General features: G+C 27.4%; 21 protein-coding genes and 2 pseudogenes. 18 read left to right on the forward strand and 5 right to left on the reverse strand.

Annotated features, from left to right (window positions below):
- The first annotated feature begins 19 nt into the window (after positions 1 to 19).
- The 7 genes and pseudogenes from P4S50_RS07555 to P4S50_RS07580 all read left to right on the forward strand — a co-directional run bounded on the left by P4S50_RS07555 (position 20) and on the right by P4S50_RS07580 (position 6,645).
- The gene (locus P4S50_RS07555; protein ID WP_277734143.1) at positions 20 to 280 is read left to right on the forward strand and encodes a hypothetical protein; all 261 of its coding nucleotides are present in this window, start codon (positions 20 to 22) and stop codon (positions 278 to 280) included.
- Positions 281 to 330: 50 nt separating this feature from the next.
- Positions 331 to 453 (forward strand): annotated as a pseudogene (locus P4S50_RS20250) (barstar family protein); the annotation flags it as partial.
- Positions 454 to 1,059: 606 nt separating this feature from the next.
- Positions 1,060 to 1,221 (forward strand): hypothetical protein, encoded by a 162-nt coding sequence (locus P4S50_RS07560; RefSeq protein ID WP_277734144.1) that lies wholly within the window; start codon positions 1,060 to 1,062, stop codon positions 1,219 to 1,221.
- 81 nt (positions 1,222 to 1,302) lie between these two features.
- Positions 1,303 to 1,437 carry a hypothetical protein gene (locus P4S50_RS07565; protein ID WP_277734145.1) on the forward strand — a complete coding sequence of 45 codons (135 nt, stop codon included), beginning with the start codon at positions 1,303 to 1,305 and terminating at the stop codon, positions 1,435 to 1,437.
- Between the two features lie 585 nt (positions 1,438 to 2,022).
- The gene (locus P4S50_RS07570; protein ID WP_277734146.1) at positions 2,023 to 3,381 is read left to right on the forward strand and encodes an SMI1/KNR4 family protein; all 1,359 of its coding nucleotides are present in this window, start codon (positions 2,023 to 2,025) and stop codon (positions 3,379 to 3,381) included.
- Positions 3,382 to 4,047: 666 nt separating this feature from the next.
- Positions 4,048 to 4,662, forward strand: coding sequence for a hypothetical protein (locus P4S50_RS07575; RefSeq protein WP_277734147.1), 615 nt, complete (start codon positions 4,048 to 4,050; stop codon positions 4,660 to 4,662).
- Positions 4,663 to 5,418: 756 nt separating this feature from the next.
- Entirely contained in the window at positions 5,419 to 6,645 is a 1,227-nt protein-coding gene (locus P4S50_RS07580; protein ID WP_277734148.1) for an immunity 26/phosphotriesterase HocA family protein, read from the forward strand.
- A gap of 621 nt (positions 6,646 to 7,266) precedes the next feature.
- Here P4S50_RS07580 and P4S50_RS20255 read toward each other — a convergent pair.
- Both P4S50_RS20255 and P4S50_RS07590 read right to left on the reverse strand, forming a co-directional pair.
- Positions 7,267 to 7,521: a histidine phosphatase family protein gene (locus P4S50_RS20255; protein ID WP_416390155.1), complete on the reverse strand. Its 255-nt coding sequence runs from the start codon at positions 7,519 to 7,521 to the stop codon at positions 7,267 to 7,269.
- Positions 7,522 to 7,588: 67 nt separating this feature from the next.
- Positions 7,589 to 7,792, reverse strand: a complete 204-nt coding sequence (locus P4S50_RS07590) for a phosphoglycerate mutase family protein (protein WP_277734151.1) — start codon at positions 7,790 to 7,792, stop codon at positions 7,589 to 7,591.
- Between the two features lie 856 nt (positions 7,793 to 8,648).
- Here P4S50_RS07590 and P4S50_RS07595 point away from each other — a divergent pair.
- From P4S50_RS07595 to P4S50_RS20260, 7 genes and pseudogenes are all read left to right on the forward strand, one after another.
- Positions 8,649 to 10,007, forward strand: a complete 1,359-nt coding sequence (locus tag P4S50_RS07595) for an SMI1/KNR4 family protein (RefSeq protein ID WP_277734152.1) — start codon at positions 8,649 to 8,651, stop codon at positions 10,005 to 10,007.
- Positions 10,008 to 10,187: 180 nt separating this feature from the next.
- A pseudogene (locus P4S50_RS20310) lies at positions 10,188 to 10,337 on the forward strand (DUF7660 family protein); the annotation flags it as partial.
- Between the two features lie 182 nt (positions 10,338 to 10,519).
- Entirely contained in the window at positions 10,520 to 10,768 is a 249-nt protein-coding gene (locus tag P4S50_RS07600) for a hypothetical protein (protein ID WP_277734153.1), read from the forward strand.
- Positions 10,769 to 10,895: 127 nt separating this feature from the next.
- Positions 10,896 to 11,348: an inositol-3-phosphate synthase gene (locus P4S50_RS07605; protein WP_277734154.1), complete on the forward strand. Its 453-nt coding sequence runs from the start codon at positions 10,896 to 10,898 to the stop codon at positions 11,346 to 11,348.
- A gap of 414 nt (positions 11,349 to 11,762) precedes the next feature.
- On the forward strand, positions 11,763 to 12,143 hold the full coding sequence (locus P4S50_RS07610; protein ID WP_277734155.1) for a hypothetical protein: 381 nt from the start codon (positions 11,763 to 11,765) through the stop codon (positions 12,141 to 12,143).
- Positions 12,144 to 12,710: 567 nt separating this feature from the next.
- Positions 12,711 to 13,697, forward strand: coding sequence for a Kelch repeat-containing protein (locus P4S50_RS07615; protein WP_277734156.1), 987 nt, complete (start codon positions 12,711 to 12,713; stop codon positions 13,695 to 13,697).
- Between the two features lie 182 nt (positions 13,698 to 13,879).
- The gene (locus tag P4S50_RS20260) at positions 13,880 to 14,023 is read left to right on the forward strand and encodes a DUF4269 domain-containing protein (RefSeq protein ID WP_416390156.1); all 144 of its coding nucleotides are present in this window, start codon (positions 13,880 to 13,882) and stop codon (positions 14,021 to 14,023) included.
- Between the two features lie 667 nt (positions 14,024 to 14,690).
- Here P4S50_RS20260 and P4S50_RS07620 read toward each other — a convergent pair.
- A complete protein-coding gene (locus P4S50_RS07620; protein WP_277734158.1) occupies positions 14,691 to 15,869 on the reverse strand; it encodes a serine hydrolase domain-containing protein in 1,179 nt (392 codons plus the stop codon).
- A 148-nt stretch (positions 15,870 to 16,017) separates the two neighbouring features.
- Here P4S50_RS07620 and P4S50_RS07625 point away from each other — a divergent pair, with 148 nt between their 5' ends.
- The gene (locus P4S50_RS07625) at positions 16,018 to 16,551 is read left to right on the forward strand and encodes a PadR family transcriptional regulator (RefSeq protein WP_277734159.1); all 534 of its coding nucleotides are present in this window, start codon (positions 16,018 to 16,020) and stop codon (positions 16,549 to 16,551) included.
- Between the two features lie 1,111 nt (positions 16,552 to 17,662).
- Here P4S50_RS07625 and P4S50_RS07630 read toward each other — a convergent pair.
- Entirely contained in the window at positions 17,663 to 17,986 is a 324-nt protein-coding gene (locus P4S50_RS07630) for a hypothetical protein (RefSeq protein ID WP_277734160.1), read from the reverse strand.
- 46 nt (positions 17,987 to 18,032) lie between these two features.
- Positions 18,033 to 18,302, reverse strand: a complete 270-nt coding sequence (locus tag P4S50_RS07635) for a DUF7660 family protein (protein WP_277734161.1) — start codon at positions 18,300 to 18,302, stop codon at positions 18,033 to 18,035.
- A 417-nt stretch (positions 18,303 to 18,719) separates the two neighbouring features.
- Here P4S50_RS07635 and P4S50_RS07640 point away from each other — a divergent pair, with 417 nt between their 5' ends.
- The 3 genes from P4S50_RS07640 (at position 18,720) to P4S50_RS07650 (ending at position 21,085) form a co-directional block, all read left to right on the forward strand.
- Positions 18,720 to 19,271 carry a hypothetical protein gene (locus P4S50_RS07640; RefSeq protein ID WP_277734162.1) on the forward strand — a complete coding sequence of 184 codons (552 nt, stop codon included), beginning with the start codon at positions 18,720 to 18,722 and terminating at the stop codon, positions 19,269 to 19,271.
- Between the two features lie 557 nt (positions 19,272 to 19,828).
- Complete coding sequence (locus P4S50_RS07645; protein WP_277734163.1) at positions 19,829 to 20,536, forward strand: HEAT repeat domain-containing protein; 708 nt, start codon at positions 19,829 to 19,831, stop codon at positions 20,534 to 20,536.
- Between the two features lie 90 nt (positions 20,537 to 20,626).
- Positions 20,627 to 21,085, forward strand: coding sequence for an Imm30 family immunity protein (locus tag P4S50_RS07650; protein ID WP_277734164.1), 459 nt, complete (start codon positions 20,627 to 20,629; stop codon positions 21,083 to 21,085).
- The last annotated feature ends 44 nt before the right edge of the window (positions 21,086 to 21,129 follow it).

The following is a 21,129-nucleotide window of genomic DNA, read 5'->3' on the forward strand; positions in this document are numbered from 1 at the left end:
AGAAAGAGAGAGAAAAAATATGAAACAGTTTTTTAAAGCAATAGAAGAAAAGATAAGAAAATCAGGATATTATGGAGAAGTTAGTGGTGAAAAAATCTACGATGAAATAAGTGATGAGGCCGAAGAACAAGAAGAAGGAAGTTACTTATTCTTGAAGAAGCAAAATGACGACATCATGTTCGAATACAGAGTGGATATTTTAAAGGACAATATCAATTTGTCGACCCTTACGATACATACACCAGACAGAAAGTACTTTATTGATTTTGATGCAGAATAGATAGATTTCAGATTTAAGAAAAGCATTGGAGGAAAAACAATACAAAGAGCTTACATGAAATAATTGCTGAATCTTTAAGTCTCCCAAAATTTTACGGAATGAATTGGAACGCATTTTGGGATTGCATAACAGGTTTAGTGAATATGCCAAAGATGGTAACATTTAAAGGATGAAAAGTATTTGAAAAAATAACTCTAAATATGCTTTAATTCTGAAAGAGCTACTTGATGAATATAAAGATGAATATGATAATGATTTTAAAGTTACATATAGATAAATAAAAAAGACAAGTTATGCTTGTCCAATAAACGGTGCATTCGGCGATAGGAATGTGGTATGCATTTTAAAGATAATTACTTGCTATGAAATGAAGAGAATGGTTAAATCATTCTCTTTTTGCATATAAGATTATTTATAAAAATATATGTAGAAACAAATTTAATTAGAACATAAAAAAATAATCAATCATTAACAGCATGATAATTTATAGGAAATATTGTACAATAAAAATGAGTTTCTAAGTTTGGATTTAAAAAAATTAAATATAAATTAGAGAAAATGTACTTATTATTTATAATAATGTAGTTAGAAAGGCAAGAGTAAATGGTGAAATTGATACTCCAATGAATGATGAGTAAATTACAAAAATGTTTTTGTCATCATCAAATGGAATTGGAATAAATCAGTAAAGTATAGATGAGGGGGATAGGAAAAGCATATTGATAGATTTGTGGAATGCTTTTTATATAGGATTAAAAAATGAAAAGGAAGGTGTATAAATGAGAGTAGAAGTTAACATGGTTGTGAGTAATGCAAAAGAAGCTAGTGATTATTATGATAAATTACTAAAAGCTGAAATAATATCAAAAACTGATGAAACGACTAAAATGAATGAGACAATAATGAAACTAGGTGATACAAAAATCAGAGTCTTAAATTAAAACAAAGAATATGGATTAATTGCTCCTGCAGAAGTTGGGACAGGTTCTTTATGGTTAAATCTTATTGTTGATGATATTGAAATGTTTTTTAATAATGTAGTTAGAGAGGGTGGGAAAGTAATTTCTCCTATTCAAGACTTATCAGAAATTCCAGCGAAAAATGCAGTTTTTTCTGATAAGTACAATCATGTATGGGTAATAAATCAAAAGTATTAGGAGTAAGAGTCAGTTCGGTGAACCGTACCATAAATGAACCGCTCCTGTGAAGTAGGCAGTGGAAATAATTAAAAATTGGACTGAACCCCGTTAAGTAGACACAATAAATAGTCTATTTGAGAGGGCTTATTTTTTTCAAATTCTAAAGGAGATAGATATAAAAGAGAAGAGTGTATTCTTTTGCTGTCATAGAATAGATCAGTACATTTAATTGGAATAATATTAAAAAAAACAGGCTAATTATGCTTGTGCCAAAAATGGGGCACACCGCAACAAGAATGCATTTTACATTTATAAAATAACTATCTGCTTATTGAGGAAGGAGACTTAAAGTCACCTTCTTTTTTGTATTTTATAAATAAAAGTAATTAAACTTTGATTTAAATTCATCTTTAGATATTACTACAATATATGGAAAATGTTATATAATAAATGATAAGCTCATTATTAAATATAATGTGAAATTTATAGAGCATGACATAATTAAAATAAATTATAGATTAAAAGTTATTATAAAGAATAATTCTGGATGGGTTAAAGCTTTATAATAACTATATTTTCATGTATACCTGGAGGTTAAAAAATATGAGTGTTTATAATTATAAAGCTTTAGTTTATAAATGGGAGCAAATATTAGATAAGGTTAAGGTATTTGGAGGAGAGGCAAGAGAACTTGTAATTGAACCACCAGCAACAAAAGAAGAAATAGAAAATAAAGAGAAAGTTCTTGGATTATCTTTACCTATTTCTTTTAAGGAAATTCTGTTGAACTTTTCAAGACACGTAGAATTTAATTGGTATCTTCCTGAAGATGCAAATCTACCTAATGAATTTAGAGAAATATTTTCTGGTGAAATTTGTTGGAGTTTGGAATGGATTGAAGATTTAAATCCTTTGGCAAAAGAATTTAAATCGTATGATGGAGAAGAATGTGAATTAAAAAATAAGCTTCAATTTTATCAAGTAGGGAACGGAGATATATTAGCTTTTGATATGGAACAAGATAAAGAACAAAGTATTGTATATTGGAGTCATGAAGAAGATGAAATATTTTTTATTGCTGATTCTTTTATTACATATCTTAAGAAAGTTACTGAGTTATATGGAATAGGAACTGAAATATGGCAAATGGAACCTTTTTTAGATGAAAAAGGATTGAATTCAAATAGTTCAGAATCAAATAGATGGAAAAATTGGTTTAATACTTTTTCTAATATTTCTTTTGATAAAGGAAGAAATGATTTAGAAAGCTTAATTAAATATATAGAATTTCATGGAAAAATAAAAGAGAAAGAAATTAAAGTTCTTAAAGGTTATGATAAAAATTTATTATTTAAAAAAGTATTAGAACGATTAAAAATAGTAGACGATTGTCAAAAAGAAATTTTGTATAAAATTATTGGAGAAGCATTAGGGCTTTGTGCTGCTGATTGGGTAAGATATCTTTGGGAAAATGATAATGAAATCGATTCAGTGTTTAGGTCGTATCTTACTTCTAGATGTTTACCTCGAGATGAAGGGTTGTCTAAGGTTATAGAATATGTTGAAGGCATGTTCAATGATAAAATAAAAGGTTATGAAGCGAAGCGTCATTTATGTTATTTTAGAGATAATAGAGTAATAAGTTGGATAAAAAATTATATTTCCAATTCTACTACCAAAGATCAGTGGTATGAGTTATATGCTTGTTCACAACCTACTTGGGAAGATATAAAAGAATGGTTATATCTAGGGGGTAGATATAGATTGGTAGTTTTAAATGCATTAGAATATATGCTTAATTCATGGACATCTTTAAATATAAAAGGTGAATATAAAATTATTAATACATCTAGTAGAGAAGAAATTATTTGTATATTAAAAAAAATAAAGGATGAAGAGATATTAAAATCTAAAAAAAGAAAGTATTATAGACTAATAGAAGAGATAGATCTAATTATATAGAGATGCAGCATTAGATAGATTTATATAGAATAAGAAACGAAGGAGACTACATTGGGGATGGGAAATATTTAAACAAAAAGAGTTTAATAAACTATATAAGTAAATAGATTATGTAATTATTACTAAATTAAATAGCAGGTTATTTATGATTATAGAGATAATATAAGAGTCATATAGATTCTGATACATTAAAGTGAGTTTACATTAAAATATAATGACTAAACTATATACTATAATTGAACAAGTTATGCTTGTACCACTAATGGGGCACACCTCAAGAAGAATGCAATTTACATTTGAAAAATAATTACCTGCGCATTAAATAAAAGAGAATGTCGAACATTCTCTTTTTGCATATAGGATTATTTATAAAAATATATTTGAGAATAAATTTATTTATAACATAAAAAATCAATTTCTTATATTAACATTAATACAAATTATGTAAAGTATTGTATAATATAGAAGGCTACTTATTGGAAATATGAACACTTAATCGAAGCGATTTTGAAACTAGCAAATAGGAATAATTAGAGTAGTAAAACTATATGATAAAGAAGTTTATAAATATAATTTAATAGCATTATCTTGATAGAAGAGATCTTTTAAAAGACAAGGACTGAAAGAAGTTTTTATGAATTATACAAAAGTATTAGGAGGAGATTAATGTTAAATATTAAAAATGCAGTTATATCTATTGTTTTAGCTATAATAATGACAATGAATGTCCATGCCTGCTGGGTACATTTATCAGTTGCGGAACTATTTCAGAACTCTAATGTTATTTTAATAGGTACTGTACAAGGTGAATCTAGGAAGAAGATTTTTAGTGAATATAATGTTTATAATGTTAATGTACACTATTATCTAAAAGGTAACATTCAAAAACAAAATTTAACTGTCGCTACACCTGATAATACAACAAGCTTACACTATGATTTAAATGAAAAAGGTAGTCTGGTTTTATTGTTTCTACATGTAGATAATAGAAATTATACTCCGCTTTCTCCTCAAGGAGTAGTACCTGTAAGTATTAAGGAAGATATATTAGAAAAGGAAAATATTATATCTGGAAAAGAATTGGTCAAATTCTTAGAAATAATTGATTCAAAATTAGAAGATAAAGAAAAAAATGATATAAAACATATTATAGAAAATTTGGATGTTTTAACAATTAAAGAAAATTGTGAACAAAATAATATATCTACTAATTTATATTTTGTTATAGGATTTTTAGTGCTACTTAGCACTATCTTAATTAATAAACACATTAAAAGGTAGATTAAATAATAAAAGAATAAAAATAGATAATATGTGAACTATCATTAAGACTTTCTATATATTTGTATTTACATAATGTTGCAAAGTTACTTAACATAGATTATAAAAATAAAAGAGGTGTGAAGATGAATGAGATAAAAAAATATAGGGACTTTTTAAAATCTAACGTTGGGCTAGTAGATAATATACCAGACAAAGAAAAAAAGAAACCAAGGTTATTCAGAAGAACAAATTGAAAATCGTCCTTTTAAAAAATTAGATATTTCTATATCTAACTTGATTTTAGAGTTGGGTTATAGTATTGATTATGAAGATGAAAAAGAAGATTATGACTTCAATGAAAATGGAGAAGTTGTTTTGATTGACAATACTACAATGGCATGGAAAGATGTCATTCGCAATGGATTTGATTATATTTCTTTATCTTATGTCAGCAAAACAGCGAAACATGTACAATTTGTTGATTTTGAGTTGGCTTAAAAAAATAATTACATGTTTATTAAGAAAGGAGACTTAGAGTTCCCTTTTTTATTTTACTAGTGTTTCAGAAATTTTGTGATTTCTATTATTTTAGTAAAAACAGCGAAAATTGCGCCTTTAAATATCTAAAAAGGAGTATAGAAACAAGAATTGTTGTATGATATGGTATGAGAGAACACGTAGGAGAACGTGAAAAAGTCTCTTCAAATATAGTGAAAAATTAAAATTATATGAAGTTAATTTATATTAGATTTATTATTCAAGGAGTGAATACTTGTGGGAAAAATAAATTTTAGGAACCTTATGCTTACTAACGAACAGCGTAAATATTTTGCCATTGATCTCATAGGGGAGGATTGGGATACAGTTGAAATCAAAGCTGGCTACTATGTTGTTTATGATGGTGACATAATACGTAAAGTGATCAGCTATTATAATGATGATAAGAGACTTGAATATTACGAGAATGATGTTGAAATTCACACAAGAAATAGAGTGATGGTGTTGCCAAAGACGGCTAGAGGTAAGGAGAAAAAAATAAACTTTACCTCTATTTCTAGTAGAAGTCCCCATGGTATTCAATTTGGTTTTTCAAGTGTTCGTAGCAATAGGAACAAGAACGATCCAGGTGGTACAAATACGAAAGAACCTGCTAATATTTTTGTAAGAAATACAAAAAATGCTTTAAGTATCCCAATTTGCAACAAAACTTCCGTTATCAGAACTGTTGAAGAATTTAAAGGATGGGTAGAGGTTTTTATTCGAGATGTCCCAGTAGATTATATGGAAAAGGTAGATAAGGTGAAAAATACACCGCACCAAACCATAAAATATTACAATGGTGATATATTTCGATTTGAATTTGACTTAGAACATTATGGATTTGGACTAATTATTGGACAAATAAGCAAGATGAAAAAAGAAAAAGTTATTTTAAAAAATCATGTACTTGCTGAGTGTATGATGGTACCTTTGCTTGTGCGTTGTTACGCCATCAAAACAAAAGATAAAGCTATGCATGTAAAAGAAATCACAAAGCATCCATTATTACCTGTTGATATTATGGCTGATAATGGAATTATTTGGGGTACATACGATATTGTGGGAAGTAAGGTTCTTACACAAGAGGATATTGAATTTCCATTGCAAATAGGACCTTCGATTAGTTATGGCGATAAAAGCGGGAGGATCTGTTGGGGAATTGGTATGAAAATGATTGAAGAATGGCCAATTGATTTGGGTGGCGATTACTTAGAAAATAGAAAATATTTAGAAAATGGTGTTGCTATTGGTATAAATGTTGATATAGTAGAGGCACAAATGACCATTCCTACACTAGCATCATTTAATATTATAGATCTTAAAAACATAGAAGATAAAAGGAAGCTTTTTACCATTTTTGATATTCCTAGAAATATTACATTTGATGAATTCAATAGAAAATATAACGGTATGACAAAAGAGGAATACGTTAACTATGCAAACAAAAAACGTAGACCATAAAAAATAGAAATAATTAAGATAATATCATGGAGAATCTAATTAGATGAGAAGAAAGTTTATAACAAAAAATTTGAAACAACAGTCACAGTTGCAGGTTTTCCAGCTTTAACTGCTTGAAGGTCATTTCAAGACTCAATAAAATGTCAAGCTAGAATATCCCTTTTCTATATTACCTATAATGGCGACATATACTCTTGTGTTTGTTCAAAAAGAAATGTAGCAAAAAAATAGGAAACATTTCAAATATTGATGTTGAATTATTATTAACTTTAAACAAATTCAATTCGTTTGTACTTTGAAGACTGTATTAATAATAATTAAAGCTTATAAGATCTGATAAGGAAAACTAGTTGGATATTTTTTATAAGAGATTTATGGGGTCTAACGTTCCGCATGTTGACGACATGAGCTATCTTTCCTTGTTTTTGGCCATGTCGTCAATATGTTGTTATACGAAGATGCATGCGGAAACTTGCCTTCTCAAAATTAATCGTGAGTAATTCTTTAACACGTTTTAATTGTGATTATTATAACATCAACTACATAGTATGATCATAATCTTTGGTTTTGGTAAAAATACATGTTTTCTCTATCCTGGCTTAACGATTTATTATTCTAGATTTATGAATTTTCATAAGTAAGTAACCCGCCTTTTTGGACAACAGCTTTTTTAAAATCATAGTCCCCGGGCTTGCCAGTAAAATAATAATTTATTATACGTGCGTTTGCGGCATGAGTAACAATTAAGACGTTTTTACCCCTATATTTTTCTATAACCATATCGCAGAAATCACAATTTCGTCTCATGAATTCTTTAAAACTTTCAACACCCTTATTTCCTATAGTGCACGCTTCCCAAAACAGGCTAAAATAGATTCCAACGTTTCCTCTGTGCCTTCAAACTCACCACAATCTATTTCAGTAAGTCTATCATCTAGAACGCTTATGCCATTATAGATAATCTCGCAAGCTTGACGTGCTCTTTTTTGGGGCTACTAAAACATACATCAAAGCAAACACTTTTCAAGTTTTCTGCCTGCAATTTTACTTGCTCTATTCCTGTTTGATTTAACGCAGTTTCTGTACAACCGTTAAATTTCTTAAATAAGTTCCAATCAGTTTCACCATGACGCACAAGATATATCATATTTGTGTATCCTCCAATTATATAAGTAATATTTTGTACATCTGCCAATTAATATCTAGTTATTATATAGATTTCTGAAATATAGCATCACTTTCGCATAGCGTTTTCTTTATGAACCTAGTTCGTTATTTCTGATTATGTAGCTGTATTCACGACATAGGTTTGTGAATATTAACTTATAGATAACATATTAAATGTACCATATTTTTCTAATTACCACCACATTATTGGGAGATATTGTATTAGTTTTTGTAAATATAATCTCTATCTAGCTTAGAAATTTCTTTTTATAATCATATGCAAATTTTTCAAATTCACAAAAATAGAGTTTGGGATATAAATAATTTTTAATTGTTTTTTAACCCCTTTATTTTCTTCTTCTAATTTGCTATTTTTCTTTTTAAACTCGCCTTTATTCCCCTATGAAAATTTGAAAGTTCATATGTGATAGATTAAAGGGATTTATTGAATACTGAAGACGGATAAAAGCAGACTAGAAGAAATAGACAAGTTATGCTTGTACTAAAAATAGGGAACACCCCAACAAGAATGTATTTTACATTTAGGAAATAACTATCTGCTTATTGAGGAAGGAGGCTTAAAATCATCTTCTTTTTTGTATTTTATAAATAAAAGGAATTAAACTTTAATTTAAATTCATCTTTAGATATCACTGCAATATATGGAAAATGTTATATAATAAATGATAAGCTCGTTATTAAATATAATGTGTAAGTTATAGCGTATGACATAATTAAAATAAATTATAAATTTAAAGTTATTATAAAGAATAATTTTTGATGGGTTAAAGGTTTATAATAACTATATTTTCATGTATACCTGGAGGTTAAAAAATATGAGTGTTTATAATTATAAAGCTTTAGTTTATAAATGGAAGCAAATATTAGATAAGGTTAAAGTATTTGGAGGAGAGGCAAGAGAACTTGTAATTGAACCACCATCAACAAAAGAAGAAATAGAAAATAAAGAGAAAATTCTTGGATTCTCTTTGCCTATTTCTTTTAAAAAAATTCTATTGAATTTTTCAAGACACGTAGAATTTAATTGGTATCTTCCTGAAGATGTAAATCTACCTAATGAATTTAGAGAAATATTTTCTGGTGAAATTTGTTGGAGTTTAGAATGGATTGAAGATTTAAACCCTTTGGTCAAAGAACTTGAATCGTATGATGGAGAAGAATGTGAATTAAAAAATAAGCTTCAATTTTATAAAGTAGGGAACGGAGATATATTAGCTTTTGATATGGAAGAAGATAAAGAACAAAGTATTGTATATTGGAGTCATGAAGAAGGTGAAATATTTTTTATTGCTGATTCTTTTATTACATATCTTGAAAAAGTTACTGAGTTATATGGAATAGGAACTGAAATATGGCAAATGGAACCTTTTTTAGATGAGAAAGGATTGAATTCAAATAGTTCAGAATCAAATAGATGGAAAAATTGGTTTAATACTTTTTCTGATATTTGTTTTGATGAAGGAAGAAATGATTTAGAAAGCCTAATTAAATATATAGAATTTCATGGACAAATAAAAGAGAAAGAAATTAAAGTTCTTAAAAGTTATGATAAAAATTTATTATTTAAAAAAGTATTAGAAAGATTAAAAATAGTAGACGATTGTCAAAAAGAAATTTTGTATAAAATTATTGGAGAAGTATTAGGGATTTGTTCTGCTGATTGGGTAAGATATCTTTGGAAAAATGATAATGAAATCGATTCGGTGTTTAGGTCGTATCTTACTTCTAGATGTTTACCTCGAGATGAAGGATTATCTAGAGTTATAGCATATGTTGAAGGTATGTTCAATGATAAAATAAAAGATTATGAAGCGAAGCGTCATTTATGTTATTTTAAAGAGAATAGAGTAATTAGCTGGATAAAAAATTACATTTCCAATTCTACTACCAAAGATCAGTGGTATGAGTTATATGCTTGTTCACAACCTACATGGGAAGACATAGAAGAATGGTTATATTTAGGAGGTAGGTATGGATTAATAGTGTTAAATGCACTAGAATATATGGTTAATTCGTGCACATCTTTACACATAAAAGGTGAATATAAAATTATTAATCCACCTAGTAGAGAAGAAATTATTTGTATATTAAAAAAAATAAAGAATGAAGAGATATTAAAATCTAAGAAAAGAATATACGATAGACTAATAGAAGAGATAGATCTAATTATATAGAAATGCAGGATATTTAGATAAATTTATATAGAATAAGAAGTTAAGGAGACTAAGTTTTTATGGGTAGAAAATCATTATTTGAGATGGTTAATGAGGTTAAAGATGAAGATTCATTTTTACTTTTTATTAAAGCTTTAAGTAAAGGATAGAGTACATTTTGTCAATAAAAAAGTAAATGATGAATGGCAAAACGAAACAATTGAAATATTCTTGGAAGCAGCACATGAGTGGGGAGAAACATCAAAATCTGGATTGGAATTCTATGATAAGCCAGATAATGCATGGAAAAGATGTGCCCAGATATTATATATGGGGAAAATATATGAGTAAACTATTTTGTGCTTGAGGCGGATTTATAGTGCTATCATATAAATTAGAAAATTTATAAACTATTATTTATTAAAGACTATATAAATGAGAGAAAAATGAGAATGCATTTTGAGATACTATAACTAGACTTACAGAGATGCTTAAAAACTTATTTTGTGAAGATGGACTAATATTGAAAAAATATGCCACATGATACTGACGCTATTATGGAGTTATTTGAAGATTATAATAAAGAATATGAAGATTGGAAAGGAATTAAAAAAATAACTTATATATTGAAAAAAGAACTTGGGTTTACATTAAAGGAAATTCAAGAAATAAAAGCTAAATTTCCAAATGAATTAATAGACGGAACAAAAAGTGAAATTGCTAGGATTAATAATATTTTAATCAAAAAAGGGATAAGAAGTATATATGTCAAAAGAATATAGCTATATAATCTATAAGCTTATTACTGTATAATACAATAGAATTATGAGTGCAAATAAAATTAAGAATTTTATAGAGATAAATGGATACAGAAGATGATTTGAATTTGCTGTATGAGAGGTGAGGTTGTTGAATTCAATTCAAGCAAAAATAATTACAACAGAATGTGTGGATGATGAATATTTAATGATATTCGTGGATGGGATAAGACTGGATAAATGGCTTGTAAATATACTTGGTAATAATGACTTCTTAAATTTAATTCCTACTTGGCTAGGCTGGCTTTTAGACTTAAAAGAACAGGAGTATGTATGGAGAAAGACAAGCTTATGTGAATGTGAAACAACTATATTACCTATTCTTGTATGTCCAGATGATTTAGATTTTTCTTGTATAGTAGTTGTATGCGAGGTAGAATATATTAACACTTTAGTACAGTGGAAGAGGATAGGTATAGATAGAACAGTATTTCCAACGTATATTGGAAAAGATATCGAATGGTTTGAAAATATTCCTTTGCTTGAGTTTTCACGAAATCAATATGAAAACTGTATTAATAAGTTTATAAAGAGTCTGGATTAAACTAATCTTTAAATCACCTTTTATTCAATTATTATTAGTATTTAGCACTATTATGCTAAAATAGATTTTTAATTATTCTAGAAGAGAGGGTAGAATGATAGAACATCTAAATATGTTAGATGAAATACTAAAATGTGTATTATATACTTATTTATTATACTAAAGTGATTAGAACATTAGCTGAATTTGGCATTATATATAGAGTTGATAAATATAAAAATATTACAAATTAATCTAGCTATATTACTATAAAAGATAATGTAGTTGAACAGAAGAAAAATATAGAATACTATTATGGGGAAATATAATAATAGATGAGTATATACAGTTTAATAAAGTTTTATGACTTAATTAGATTATATAAATAGAATATCTAGCCGTTAAATATAAAAATTTATAGTTAGGAGAAATAGTATGAATCTATTACCATTAAAAATATCATCAGGATTTGCAGTTTGCTACAATAAATTTTATGATGTTGAACCTATAGTATCAAAAGATAGTAAATCATTTATAGAAAATTGGAGTTATTTTACTGAAGATATTTTGCAAATTACAAAGATGGAACTTAAAAATGGTCATTGGTATATACCTGATGAAAATTATATTTTAATTGATTTAGGATGGTATCCAGATAGTAGTTCAGATGGAGAATATGTTTTATTATTAGTAAAAGTGGATGAAGAACATAATTGGAAAGAATTAAAAGAAAAAAGATCGAGAGATAGCTTTGAGATAAAAGAAACTTTAGAAACTTGGATGCAACAAATATCAACAAAAAATATTACATACTAAATTTATTAGTCTATAGATTTAAAGTGAAATACACTTATGAGGGTCATAACTATGTGATAGTATGAAAGTGCTTTGGAGTACATATGAACGAAAAACTTAGAATAATATATAATAAATATAAATTATAATTGGACAAGTCATGCTTGTACAATCAATGGGGCACACCTCGATAAGAATGCGGTATGCATTTCAAAAATAATTACCTGCTTATGAGAAGAAAGAGGATGGTTAGAGCATTCTCTTTTTTAGTATGACTATTTATAAAAACATATGTGAATATTAAAATGTATAGAACTTTAATAAAATATTATTTAGAATTATTAGAGGTGAACAGTATCATAAGTAAAAAACAAAAAAAATTTTAAATTCTTTTAACTCTAGCTATAGTAATGGAGTCACTTGCGAAATGTGTCGTAAATATATCTGTATCACAAGGAAAAACAAATTAATTGAAGAATATAGTATTGAGATAATAGTTTAGTTAATTCATCAAATAAGAGAATTAAACAATATGTTAAGTTGTTTAGTTAGCCAAAATTAAAAACTAGGAAAGAGGGGGGATTGTAGATGAAAAATTTTAAGGTATCATTAATTTTAATTTTGATAATTGTATTCTGTATAGGATGTAAGCAAAGCAATATTTCAACAGATATGAATAATTTGAATGAAAAAACTAATACTTCGATGAGTGCGGTGAACTGGACTAATAAAGCTAGTATGATAAATCCTAGATGGCGTCATCAAGTAGTTTCAATGAATGGAAAAATATATGCCATTGGAGGAAACAGTAATGATAAAGTGGTCAATTTGATGGAGGAATATGAAGTAGAAAAAGATAAATGGACAGCCAAAGCTAATATGCTTACAGCTAAATCACAACATAGAGCAGTGACATTAAATGGCAAGATATATGTTACAGGAGGACGAGATGATGACTTTTTTATGATAGATACAGTAGAAGAGTATGATCCGGTTAAAGATACGTGGACAGCTAAAGCTAGTATGCTTAATAAAAGAATGCTTCATGGAGTAGTTCAAGTAAATGGCAAAATATATGTTATGGGTGGAATGGATGGAAGTGGAATGTTCACAAATACAGTAGAGGAGTATGATCCAACTACAGATACATGGACTACTAAAGCTAGTATGCCTACTGCTAGAAGTGAGTTTGGAGCGATAACTGTAAATGGCAAGATATATGTTATTGGTGGGATGAATAGTAAATTTAAAACAACTGGAGTAGTAGAGGAATATAATCCAACTACAGATACATGGGCAACTAAAGCTAATATGCCTTCCAAAAGAAAAGATATTGGAATAACAACTGTAAACGGAAAGATATACGTTATTGGTGGTTGGGATGAGAACAAGGTACTTAATATAATAGAAGAATACGATATTGAAAAAGACACATGGAAAATCAAAAAAAATATGCCTATCGCAAAATCTAGTCATGGAGTAGTAACAGTAGATAAGAAAACATATGTTGTTGGTGGGCTTATTATTGGCGAAGGAGAAACAAATAAAGTGGAAGAGTTTACTTTATTTGATTAAAATATATCATATAGTATATACGAGGAGTAGTTTTAAAAATCACATTAGATTTCTCAATACAGAAAGAAGTTAAATAAAAAGCACCTTCAGGAAGTATGTTTTAAATATACTTTTCTAGAAGGTGCTTTTATACTTTCTATATAAATCAACTAAGTTATTTAACATAGGCTAAAAATAAAATAATAGATTTAAAAAAACAAGGATTAAAAACAGAACCAGCTTTTTCACAGATTTTAAAACTAAAAGGTAATCCATACGAAGAACTTTTATTATTTGAACAATATGATGATGAGAAATTACTAGAAAAAATAAATTATATAGATTAGTTTAAGATTATTTTTGTATCTAGGAGTAAATAAAAAATATAGCAAAAATTTAATGTAAAATAATTAATTGAATCAATAAAAAAGAACTTTATACTAGGTTATCTTTTGTTTTATAATACAGAGTTTGTATTGTGATTCAATACAATATTGTACTTTCTCCTTTATATTAAACAAAATATATTTTAAATATTTAACTTCTTATTATCATATATGTTGGATTATTCTATGAATTTTGCCATGGCTTTTGTTTGTGGTGAAATATAGAAAATTGATTTGAGCATAGAATTATTAGAAAAAATGGACAATCTATGCTTGTACCACTAATGGGGCACACCCCAAGAAGAATACTTTTTATGTTTTAAATATAACTACCTGCTTATTAAGGAAGGAGACTGAGAGTCTCCTTTTTAAATTTTAGTCATTAACATATATGAGTATATTGAAGCATAGAACATTAATAAGTAAGTATTTAGAATTAACAAAGGTGAACCGTACCACAAGTAAGGGAGGTTTTCATAAAATAAACGTATCAATGAGGTTAATGATGAACTAAAACCATTTTGCATGTTGATATATCAAATGAAAGAATATAATTGGAATTACAAAGCAGCGATTAATAGCTATTTTATTTGAAGTGTAACATGAGTCACTTTTGTACGGGCTTATCTCATTTGATTCTAGCAAGGATAGATAATACATCAATTAGCAATCTTACGCTTTTGCTTGTTCCATCAGTAGAACCTAAACTTAGTATGATCACAGTGTCACTGGTTTTATCATAAAACATCTGAGTACCGAATACTCCCATATGTCCAGTTACATTAGGTAGATATTTCAACATAGGGAAGTATTCTTCGAAGTGATACTCAATAACTCCAAGTCCGTAATACATACCGTTCATATACTTTTGGTTAAAAGTATACATGTTATCAAGCGTTTCCTTACTAACTAATTTATACTTGTTAAGTGCTCTAGAAAACTTACATAAATCAGATAAAGTTGATACTACACCACCGCCACTCCAGTCTGCACTAAGACTTTTATATGTGTGAATTTTCTTACCTTCAAAATAAAGTTCATTAAGTTTCTTTTCTGGATTTTTTGGTGTTGAATAAAACATAAGATATGAATCATTCATTCCAATAGGATCAAATATCATTTCGTGAAGATTTTCATGAAATGATTTGCCGGTTGCAGATTCAACAATCAGTCCTAGTAAAATATATCCTGTATCCGAATAATGCATCTTTTGACCTGGAGATGATACAGCCTTCTGATTATTTTTAGTAAATTTAACAAGGTCTAAAGGAGTCCAGAGTTTGTCGGGTTTCTCTATCATTAATTCTCTCATATTAGGGCCACTAGTGACAGGGTCTTCAAAATAATCAGCCACACCGCTTGTGTGATTTAGAAGTTGTTTTATTGTAACTTTATACTTATAATCTATTCCTTTATATACAAAAATGTCCTCAATAACTTTATCATCCAGATATTTAGTAATTGGGTCATTAATATTAAGTACATTTCTTTCTTCTAGCATATTAACAAGTGTTGCAGTAAAAATCTTACCTATGCTGGCTGTATGGAAAGATTGATCATCTTCTATAGGAACTCCATGACTTAAACCTGAAGTAAAATTATGTGAAAATTCTAACTGTGAAGACTCGATTCGTAAAAGACCATTAGGTATAGTTTCGTTCTTATCAACTTTCTTTTCTAAAGATTCTTGAATTAGTGAAATTGCCTGGTCTTTAGCAAGTGGTCTAGTTTTTAAATAGATCATTACCACTATACAAATAATAACAATTGCAATTATTACTCCAAGAAATAATAATAATTTTTTCATACTTCCACCTCTTTCTAATAGATATATTACTATTAGTAACAGTATATGCTACCAATAGTAATATATGTGATTTTGATTGTCAATAGAATTTGACAAAACAATTGTAGATATATTACTATAAGATATATGTTAGAGGAGGATTAAGAAAATGGAATATGTAATTCTGGGGATGTTAATGATTAAGCCACTTACTATTTATGAAATGAATTCGGCTTTTAAAAGTAGCATCTCACTGTTTTATAGTGCAAGTTATGGTAGTATTCAAAGTGCTGTAAAGAAACTCGTTAAAAATAACTTAGTAGAATTTGAGGAAAAAGTTGAGAAGGGAAGAAATAAGAAAGTTTATTATGTCCTTAAAGAAGGGAAAGAAGCTTTCTTCAAATGGATGTTTGAAGAGATTCCGCTAAACAAGTTGGAGGTAACAGCTTTATCTAAGCTTCATTTTTTAGGTTTAGTAATACAGGATGAAGGCAAGAAACAAATTCTTAAGAACATAATCTCTCAGATTGAATTAGGAGAGAAGGAACTATTAAATCTAAATAAAGAATTGGAGCAAATAGAAGTAGACCAAGCTTATAGTGAAATATTAAAATATCAGTTAAAGACAGTTGATTATGGAATAGGATCTCACAGTTTTTCAAAACAATGGTTTAAAGAAATATTAGAGGAACTTGAAAAATAAGCATTAAATTGTTTGAAGTATCAAAGAAGTGAACAATTTAATGAAAAAAAACATAGGTTATCTAAGGTTATATGAAAACTAAAAATAGTCTTTATGATGTGTACGCTGAACCGTAACATAGATAACGGCGGTTTTTTGGAGATATGTTTCCACATACTATGCATGTGGAGTGCTGACCACTGCTAAAGTTGATTAAATAGGTGTGATGGTTGATGTATGTGAATATAAGGTTTTAAGAGTAGAATGATATTAACATGAAATATAAACGTTACTAATGCAATACTTGTCGAAAGTTTAGCGAGGTTGAGGATTTTTCAGACGTTCGGGAAAACATAAATTATAGGATAGTGTTGCCTTCTGATGATGTTAGTATAAAGTTCTGGAATATTCTTGGTTTCTACTAGGTTAGTTAAATGAAAGAAAATAAGTAATATGAACATAGTTAATTACTAAAGTTGTATAAATTACTCTTACAATTTAATTGATTGTGGGAGTAATTTTTTTGTAGAAGTTGGAGGAAATGTACCTCAGTCTATGTTTATATTTATAAGCGATTTGAATATGTTGAATATTTGAATGAAACAGGAATGATTGAGTTAATTATGGAAGATGGATTTCTTAAATATAAAAAGGGTTTAAGGATAGGTTGATATAAAAGATGAAATGGACAAGTTATGCTTGTACCACTAATGGGGGACACCACAACAAGAATGAGTTATACTTAAAATAACTATCTGCTTGGTAAAGAAGGAGACTTTTAGCCGCCTTCTTTTTTACATTTATTAAATTATATGAAGAAGTTGAAATGTATAAAACATTAATAAGTAGCATTTGGAATTAATAGATATGAACTATATCATAAATAAAGGTGGCTTTTGGAGATATGTTTCCACATATACTATGCATGTTGAGTATGTTTCGAAGTTAGTTAGAAAGCAAAGGTCAACTGTATCTACTATTAGAATACAAAAATTATTGAATAAGTATTTTCAATGAGTATTGAAAGATACCCCTTTTTCTTTATTTTTAAGAATATGTGTTAATAGAATACTTTATCTTTACCAAAGTAAACCTGAGTTCTTTTAGAGAAAAAGCTATTAAATTTTTTAACCTACCAAGATGTTATTACTTCATTGCTTTCAGATCCATAACCCTTAACTACAAAACCACTTTTATGAGCATGTTCATTTATTGCTATCAGAATATCTTTTCTAAAGAGTGAAATAGCACTAGAGATCTCCCTATGATTGTTTTTACGATAGAAATATTCTTTAAAGATAATGAAATTTAACCTATCTAACTTCTTTATTATAAAAATATTGCCTTCATATTCGCCTGAACGAATATTTTGGTCAACTATAAAATCATAAATTGCATCATAAAATTCTTGATCTGATATCTTATCTTGTAAAAATTCAGCTAATATTTCTTTCATATTTAATCTCCAATCTTTACTTAACCTAATTTATCTTTAATATAGTTTATTCATAGATTTTTCCCATATAGATTATTTGAGCACACCTTTTCCATTGATTATTAGGTTTTTTATAAAATTCTAATCCGTTTTTTGAACATTTCCCCCATGAACAAGCTGAATCTAAAAAATCTTCAATAGTGTTGTTTTGCCATTCATCATTAGTTTTATTATATCTACTATTTATTCTATCTTTTGTTAATGCTTCAATAAAGTCTATAAATGTGTCTTCATCTTCAACTTCACTTAATAATTCAAATAATGTTCTTTCTTTCAAGTATATCACCTCACTATATATAATATTATCAATAAATAGCCTATTTGAGCGGGTTTGTTTTTTAAAATTTAAAAGTAGATAAATATACAAGAGAAGGATATATTTTTTTCTGTTATAAAATAGCTCAATATATTTAATTAAAAGAATATATATAGACAAGTTGTGTTTGTATCAAAACCGAGATATACCCCCAACAGGAATATATTATATTTAAAATAACTATCTGCCTATACATGAAGAAGATTTAGAATTGCCGTCTTTTTTATTGAAGTATATGAATATATTAACGAAACTTAATATAAATGTAAATGGGTGATTAGTATTGTGGTAAAATACATTTATATATATTTAGGTTCGTGAATGTTATAGCTATTTGTAATAATTTGATATTAATATATTAAGAAAAAGGTGAAAAAGATGAAGAATTTTTATGTAGAAATGTTAAGTTTACTAAAGGATAAAATAAGTATAATGACTATCTGGGATCAGATAAATAATATAGAAGAGCAAATAAGGATAGTAGAAACTTATTATGTAGGGGAACAAACTATTATTATAGTATCGATAGATAAAAAAATAGTAAACTCAAAGCGATTGGGGTATGTATCATTACTAAAGAGGCTTATATGTTCTGATAATGAATGGAGATTTTCGGATATTGATGTGAAAAATGAAAAGGAATTAATTGAGGTAGATAATATTATATGGGAGTATTTAATTGATTATGAGCCTATAGAATTTAATTACGATACATTTATAGATAAGATTCTATTTGATTATAAATATTGTATAAAAACAAGAGAAGAATATAGAGAAAATTCAGATTTAATAAGAGCTGTTTTAAAAAATCAAATAATTAATAAAAAAATTATTAATGGAATTCAGCTCATAGATAATTGGAATGAATATGAGTATTTTATCGAAACAGAAAAGAAGTACATATTATATTCTTGGAATACCTCAGCATAGTTTTAATTTAATAGTAGTAAATCCAATATATTACAAAAACAAAGGACGAGATAAAAATATATCTTTTTCCATAGTACTATATCAAAGAATGGGGTTAGTTAACTGTATTATTATCAACATATATAAGATTACATTGGACTAAATTTGTTTAAGTAGAGACAATAAATAGTCTATTTCTGAGGGTTCAGATTTTCAAATGTATTAAGAAAAAAATGGACAAGTAATGCTTGTACCACTAATGGGGGACACCACAACAAGAATACACTGTAGATATGAAAAATAATTACCTGCGTATTAATATGAAAGAGGATGTTAAAACATTCTCTTTTCTTATTGCACAAATATACAATATATACCAGAAGATCCTACAGTATGGTAAAATATATATAGAAATAAATTGAATTTATATATGTTAAGAATATTGATTTTAGATTGATTACACTGGAAAATCCTATTATATCTATAATGGGAAGTTGAATAAATACTTAATTCATGAGTTTCGGGAATACAGTAGTTATGTGCAACAATTTGTTGATGAGATTTTATAATATAAGAAGGTGAATACAATAAAAAGCAATCTAAAACAACTTAGAAATAGGGGATATATAGAGGATAAAGATTTATTAATTTACAAGAAGTGTACGAAAAAAGAGTTAATTCAATTATTAAAATCTAAAGTTCCTGTAGAAAGGACTATAGCTGCAAAATTATTGGGAAATTATAAAGATGAAGAAACTATGACTTCTCTTATTGAATCTCTAACAATAGAAAAAAAGCTATATACAAAGATTGCTATTACAGAATCAATCAGTTTATTTGGTGAAAAAGTTAGCCAACTGTTAGTAAAATATTTAGGCAAAATTGGAACCAATCAACACAAAGTACTTCCAGATAAACCATTTAATAAAAATAATTACCCACTACCTAGAGATATAGTTGCTAGAACTATATGTAAAATAGGTGTGCCTGCACTTAATCAACTAAAAAAATGTTTACATAATGGAGAATATGGACAAATAATTGAAGCAATTGATGCTATAGGTTTTATATCTTACTATAACAGTAATGATGCATGTTTTAATGATATCATTGAATTGTTTGTTGAGTATAAAAATGATGATTTAATAATGTGGAAGTTACTTCGATCTTTACAGGCATTTCCAAATGAGAAATCAATAGAAATATTAAGAGAATATTCTAATTCAAAGGTTAAACAACTTCAATGGGAATCAAAAAGAAGCTTAAAACAAATACAGAGAGATTAAAGCAATTTGTATTGTTAAGCACTATTTTATTATAAAGCTTGTCATTATTCATAAAACTATATATAAATATTAATAATTAAAGGAGCAAGTATGAATATTGAAAAAGAAATAAAGAAATTAAAAGACAACCGCTTTATGAGAACAAATGAAGAATTTGAATTGTTTGAGGAGGCTTTAGCAAACGTAGGAGATTATGGAAATATACAAAATATAAAAGATTTATGTGATGTATTATTTGACGACACTGAATTTTATGAGGTTATGTATGGAATTATTCATACTATTGATTATTTGGGAGAAAACAGTATAGAGGAATCACTATTTATACAAGGAAAAACAATTCCAAGCATGCTACCTCAAGCAAGCGAGTGGGCGAAAATTTTACAATGTAGAATTTTAAATCATGATGAATATCGTAAAATTTATGGAAAAATATTATTAGACTTGGATATTGAAACAAGAAAAACAATTATTAAATTATTAAAAGATATTAAGAACGAAAATTTAGTTTTATTTGAGAGAAAAGTTAATGAAATAATTAACTTTTAATTATTTATATTCTTATTAGGCTAATAATTAAAAACTCGATTTTA

Source organism: Tepidibacter hydrothermalis (assembly GCF_029542625.1).
In the GTDB taxonomy this organism is placed as follows: Bacteria; Bacillota; Clostridia; order Peptostreptococcales; family Peptostreptococcaceae; genus Tepidibacter_A; species Tepidibacter_A hydrothermalis.

Coding starts and splice junctions, on each gene's coding strand:
- P4S50_RS07565 (WP_277734145.1), top strand. CDS start 1,303: ATGTTTTTTAATAATGTAGTTAGAGAGGGTGGGAAAGTAATTTCTCCT.
- P4S50_RS07615 (WP_277734156.1), top strand. CDS start 12,711: ATGAAAAATTTTAAGGTATCATTAATTTTAATTTTGATAATTGTATTC.
- P4S50_RS07650 (WP_277734164.1), top strand. CDS start 20,627: ATGAATATTGAAAAAGAAATAAAGAAATTAAAAGACAACCGCTTTATG.
- P4S50_RS07600 (WP_277734153.1), top strand. CDS start 10,520: ATGCCACATGATACTGACGCTATTATGGAGTTATTTGAAGATTATAAT.
- P4S50_RS07620 (WP_277734158.1), bottom strand. CDS start 15,869: ATGAAAAAATTATTATTATTTCTTGGAGTAATAATTGCAATTGTTATT.
- P4S50_RS07570 (WP_277734146.1), top strand. CDS start 2,023: ATGAGTGTTTATAATTATAAAGCTTTAGTTTATAAATGGGAGCAAATA.
- P4S50_RS07625 (WP_277734159.1), top strand. CDS start 16,018: ATGGAATATGTAATTCTGGGGATGTTAATGATTAAGCCACTTACTATT.
- P4S50_RS07575 (WP_277734147.1), top strand. CDS start 4,048: ATGTTAAATATTAAAAATGCAGTTATATCTATTGTTTTAGCTATAATA.
- P4S50_RS07640 (WP_277734162.1), top strand. CDS start 18,720: ATGAAGAATTTTTATGTAGAAATGTTAAGTTTACTAAAGGATAAAATA.
- P4S50_RS07560 (WP_277734144.1), top strand. CDS start 1,060: ATGAGAGTAGAAGTTAACATGGTTGTGAGTAATGCAAAAGAAGCTAGT.
- P4S50_RS07555 (WP_277734143.1), top strand. CDS start 20: ATGAAACAGTTTTTTAAAGCAATAGAAGAAAAGATAAGAAAATCAGGA.
- P4S50_RS07595 (WP_277734152.1), top strand. CDS start 8,649: ATGAGTGTTTATAATTATAAAGCTTTAGTTTATAAATGGAAGCAAATA.
- P4S50_RS07610 (WP_277734155.1), top strand. CDS start 11,763: ATGAATCTATTACCATTAAAAATATCATCAGGATTTGCAGTTTGCTAC.
- P4S50_RS07630 (WP_277734160.1), bottom strand. CDS start 17,986: ATGAAAGAAATATTAGCTGAATTTTTACAAGATAAGATATCAGATCAA.
- P4S50_RS07590 (WP_277734151.1), bottom strand. CDS start 7,792: ATGATATATCTTGTGCGTCATGGTGAAACTGATTGGAACTTATTTAAG.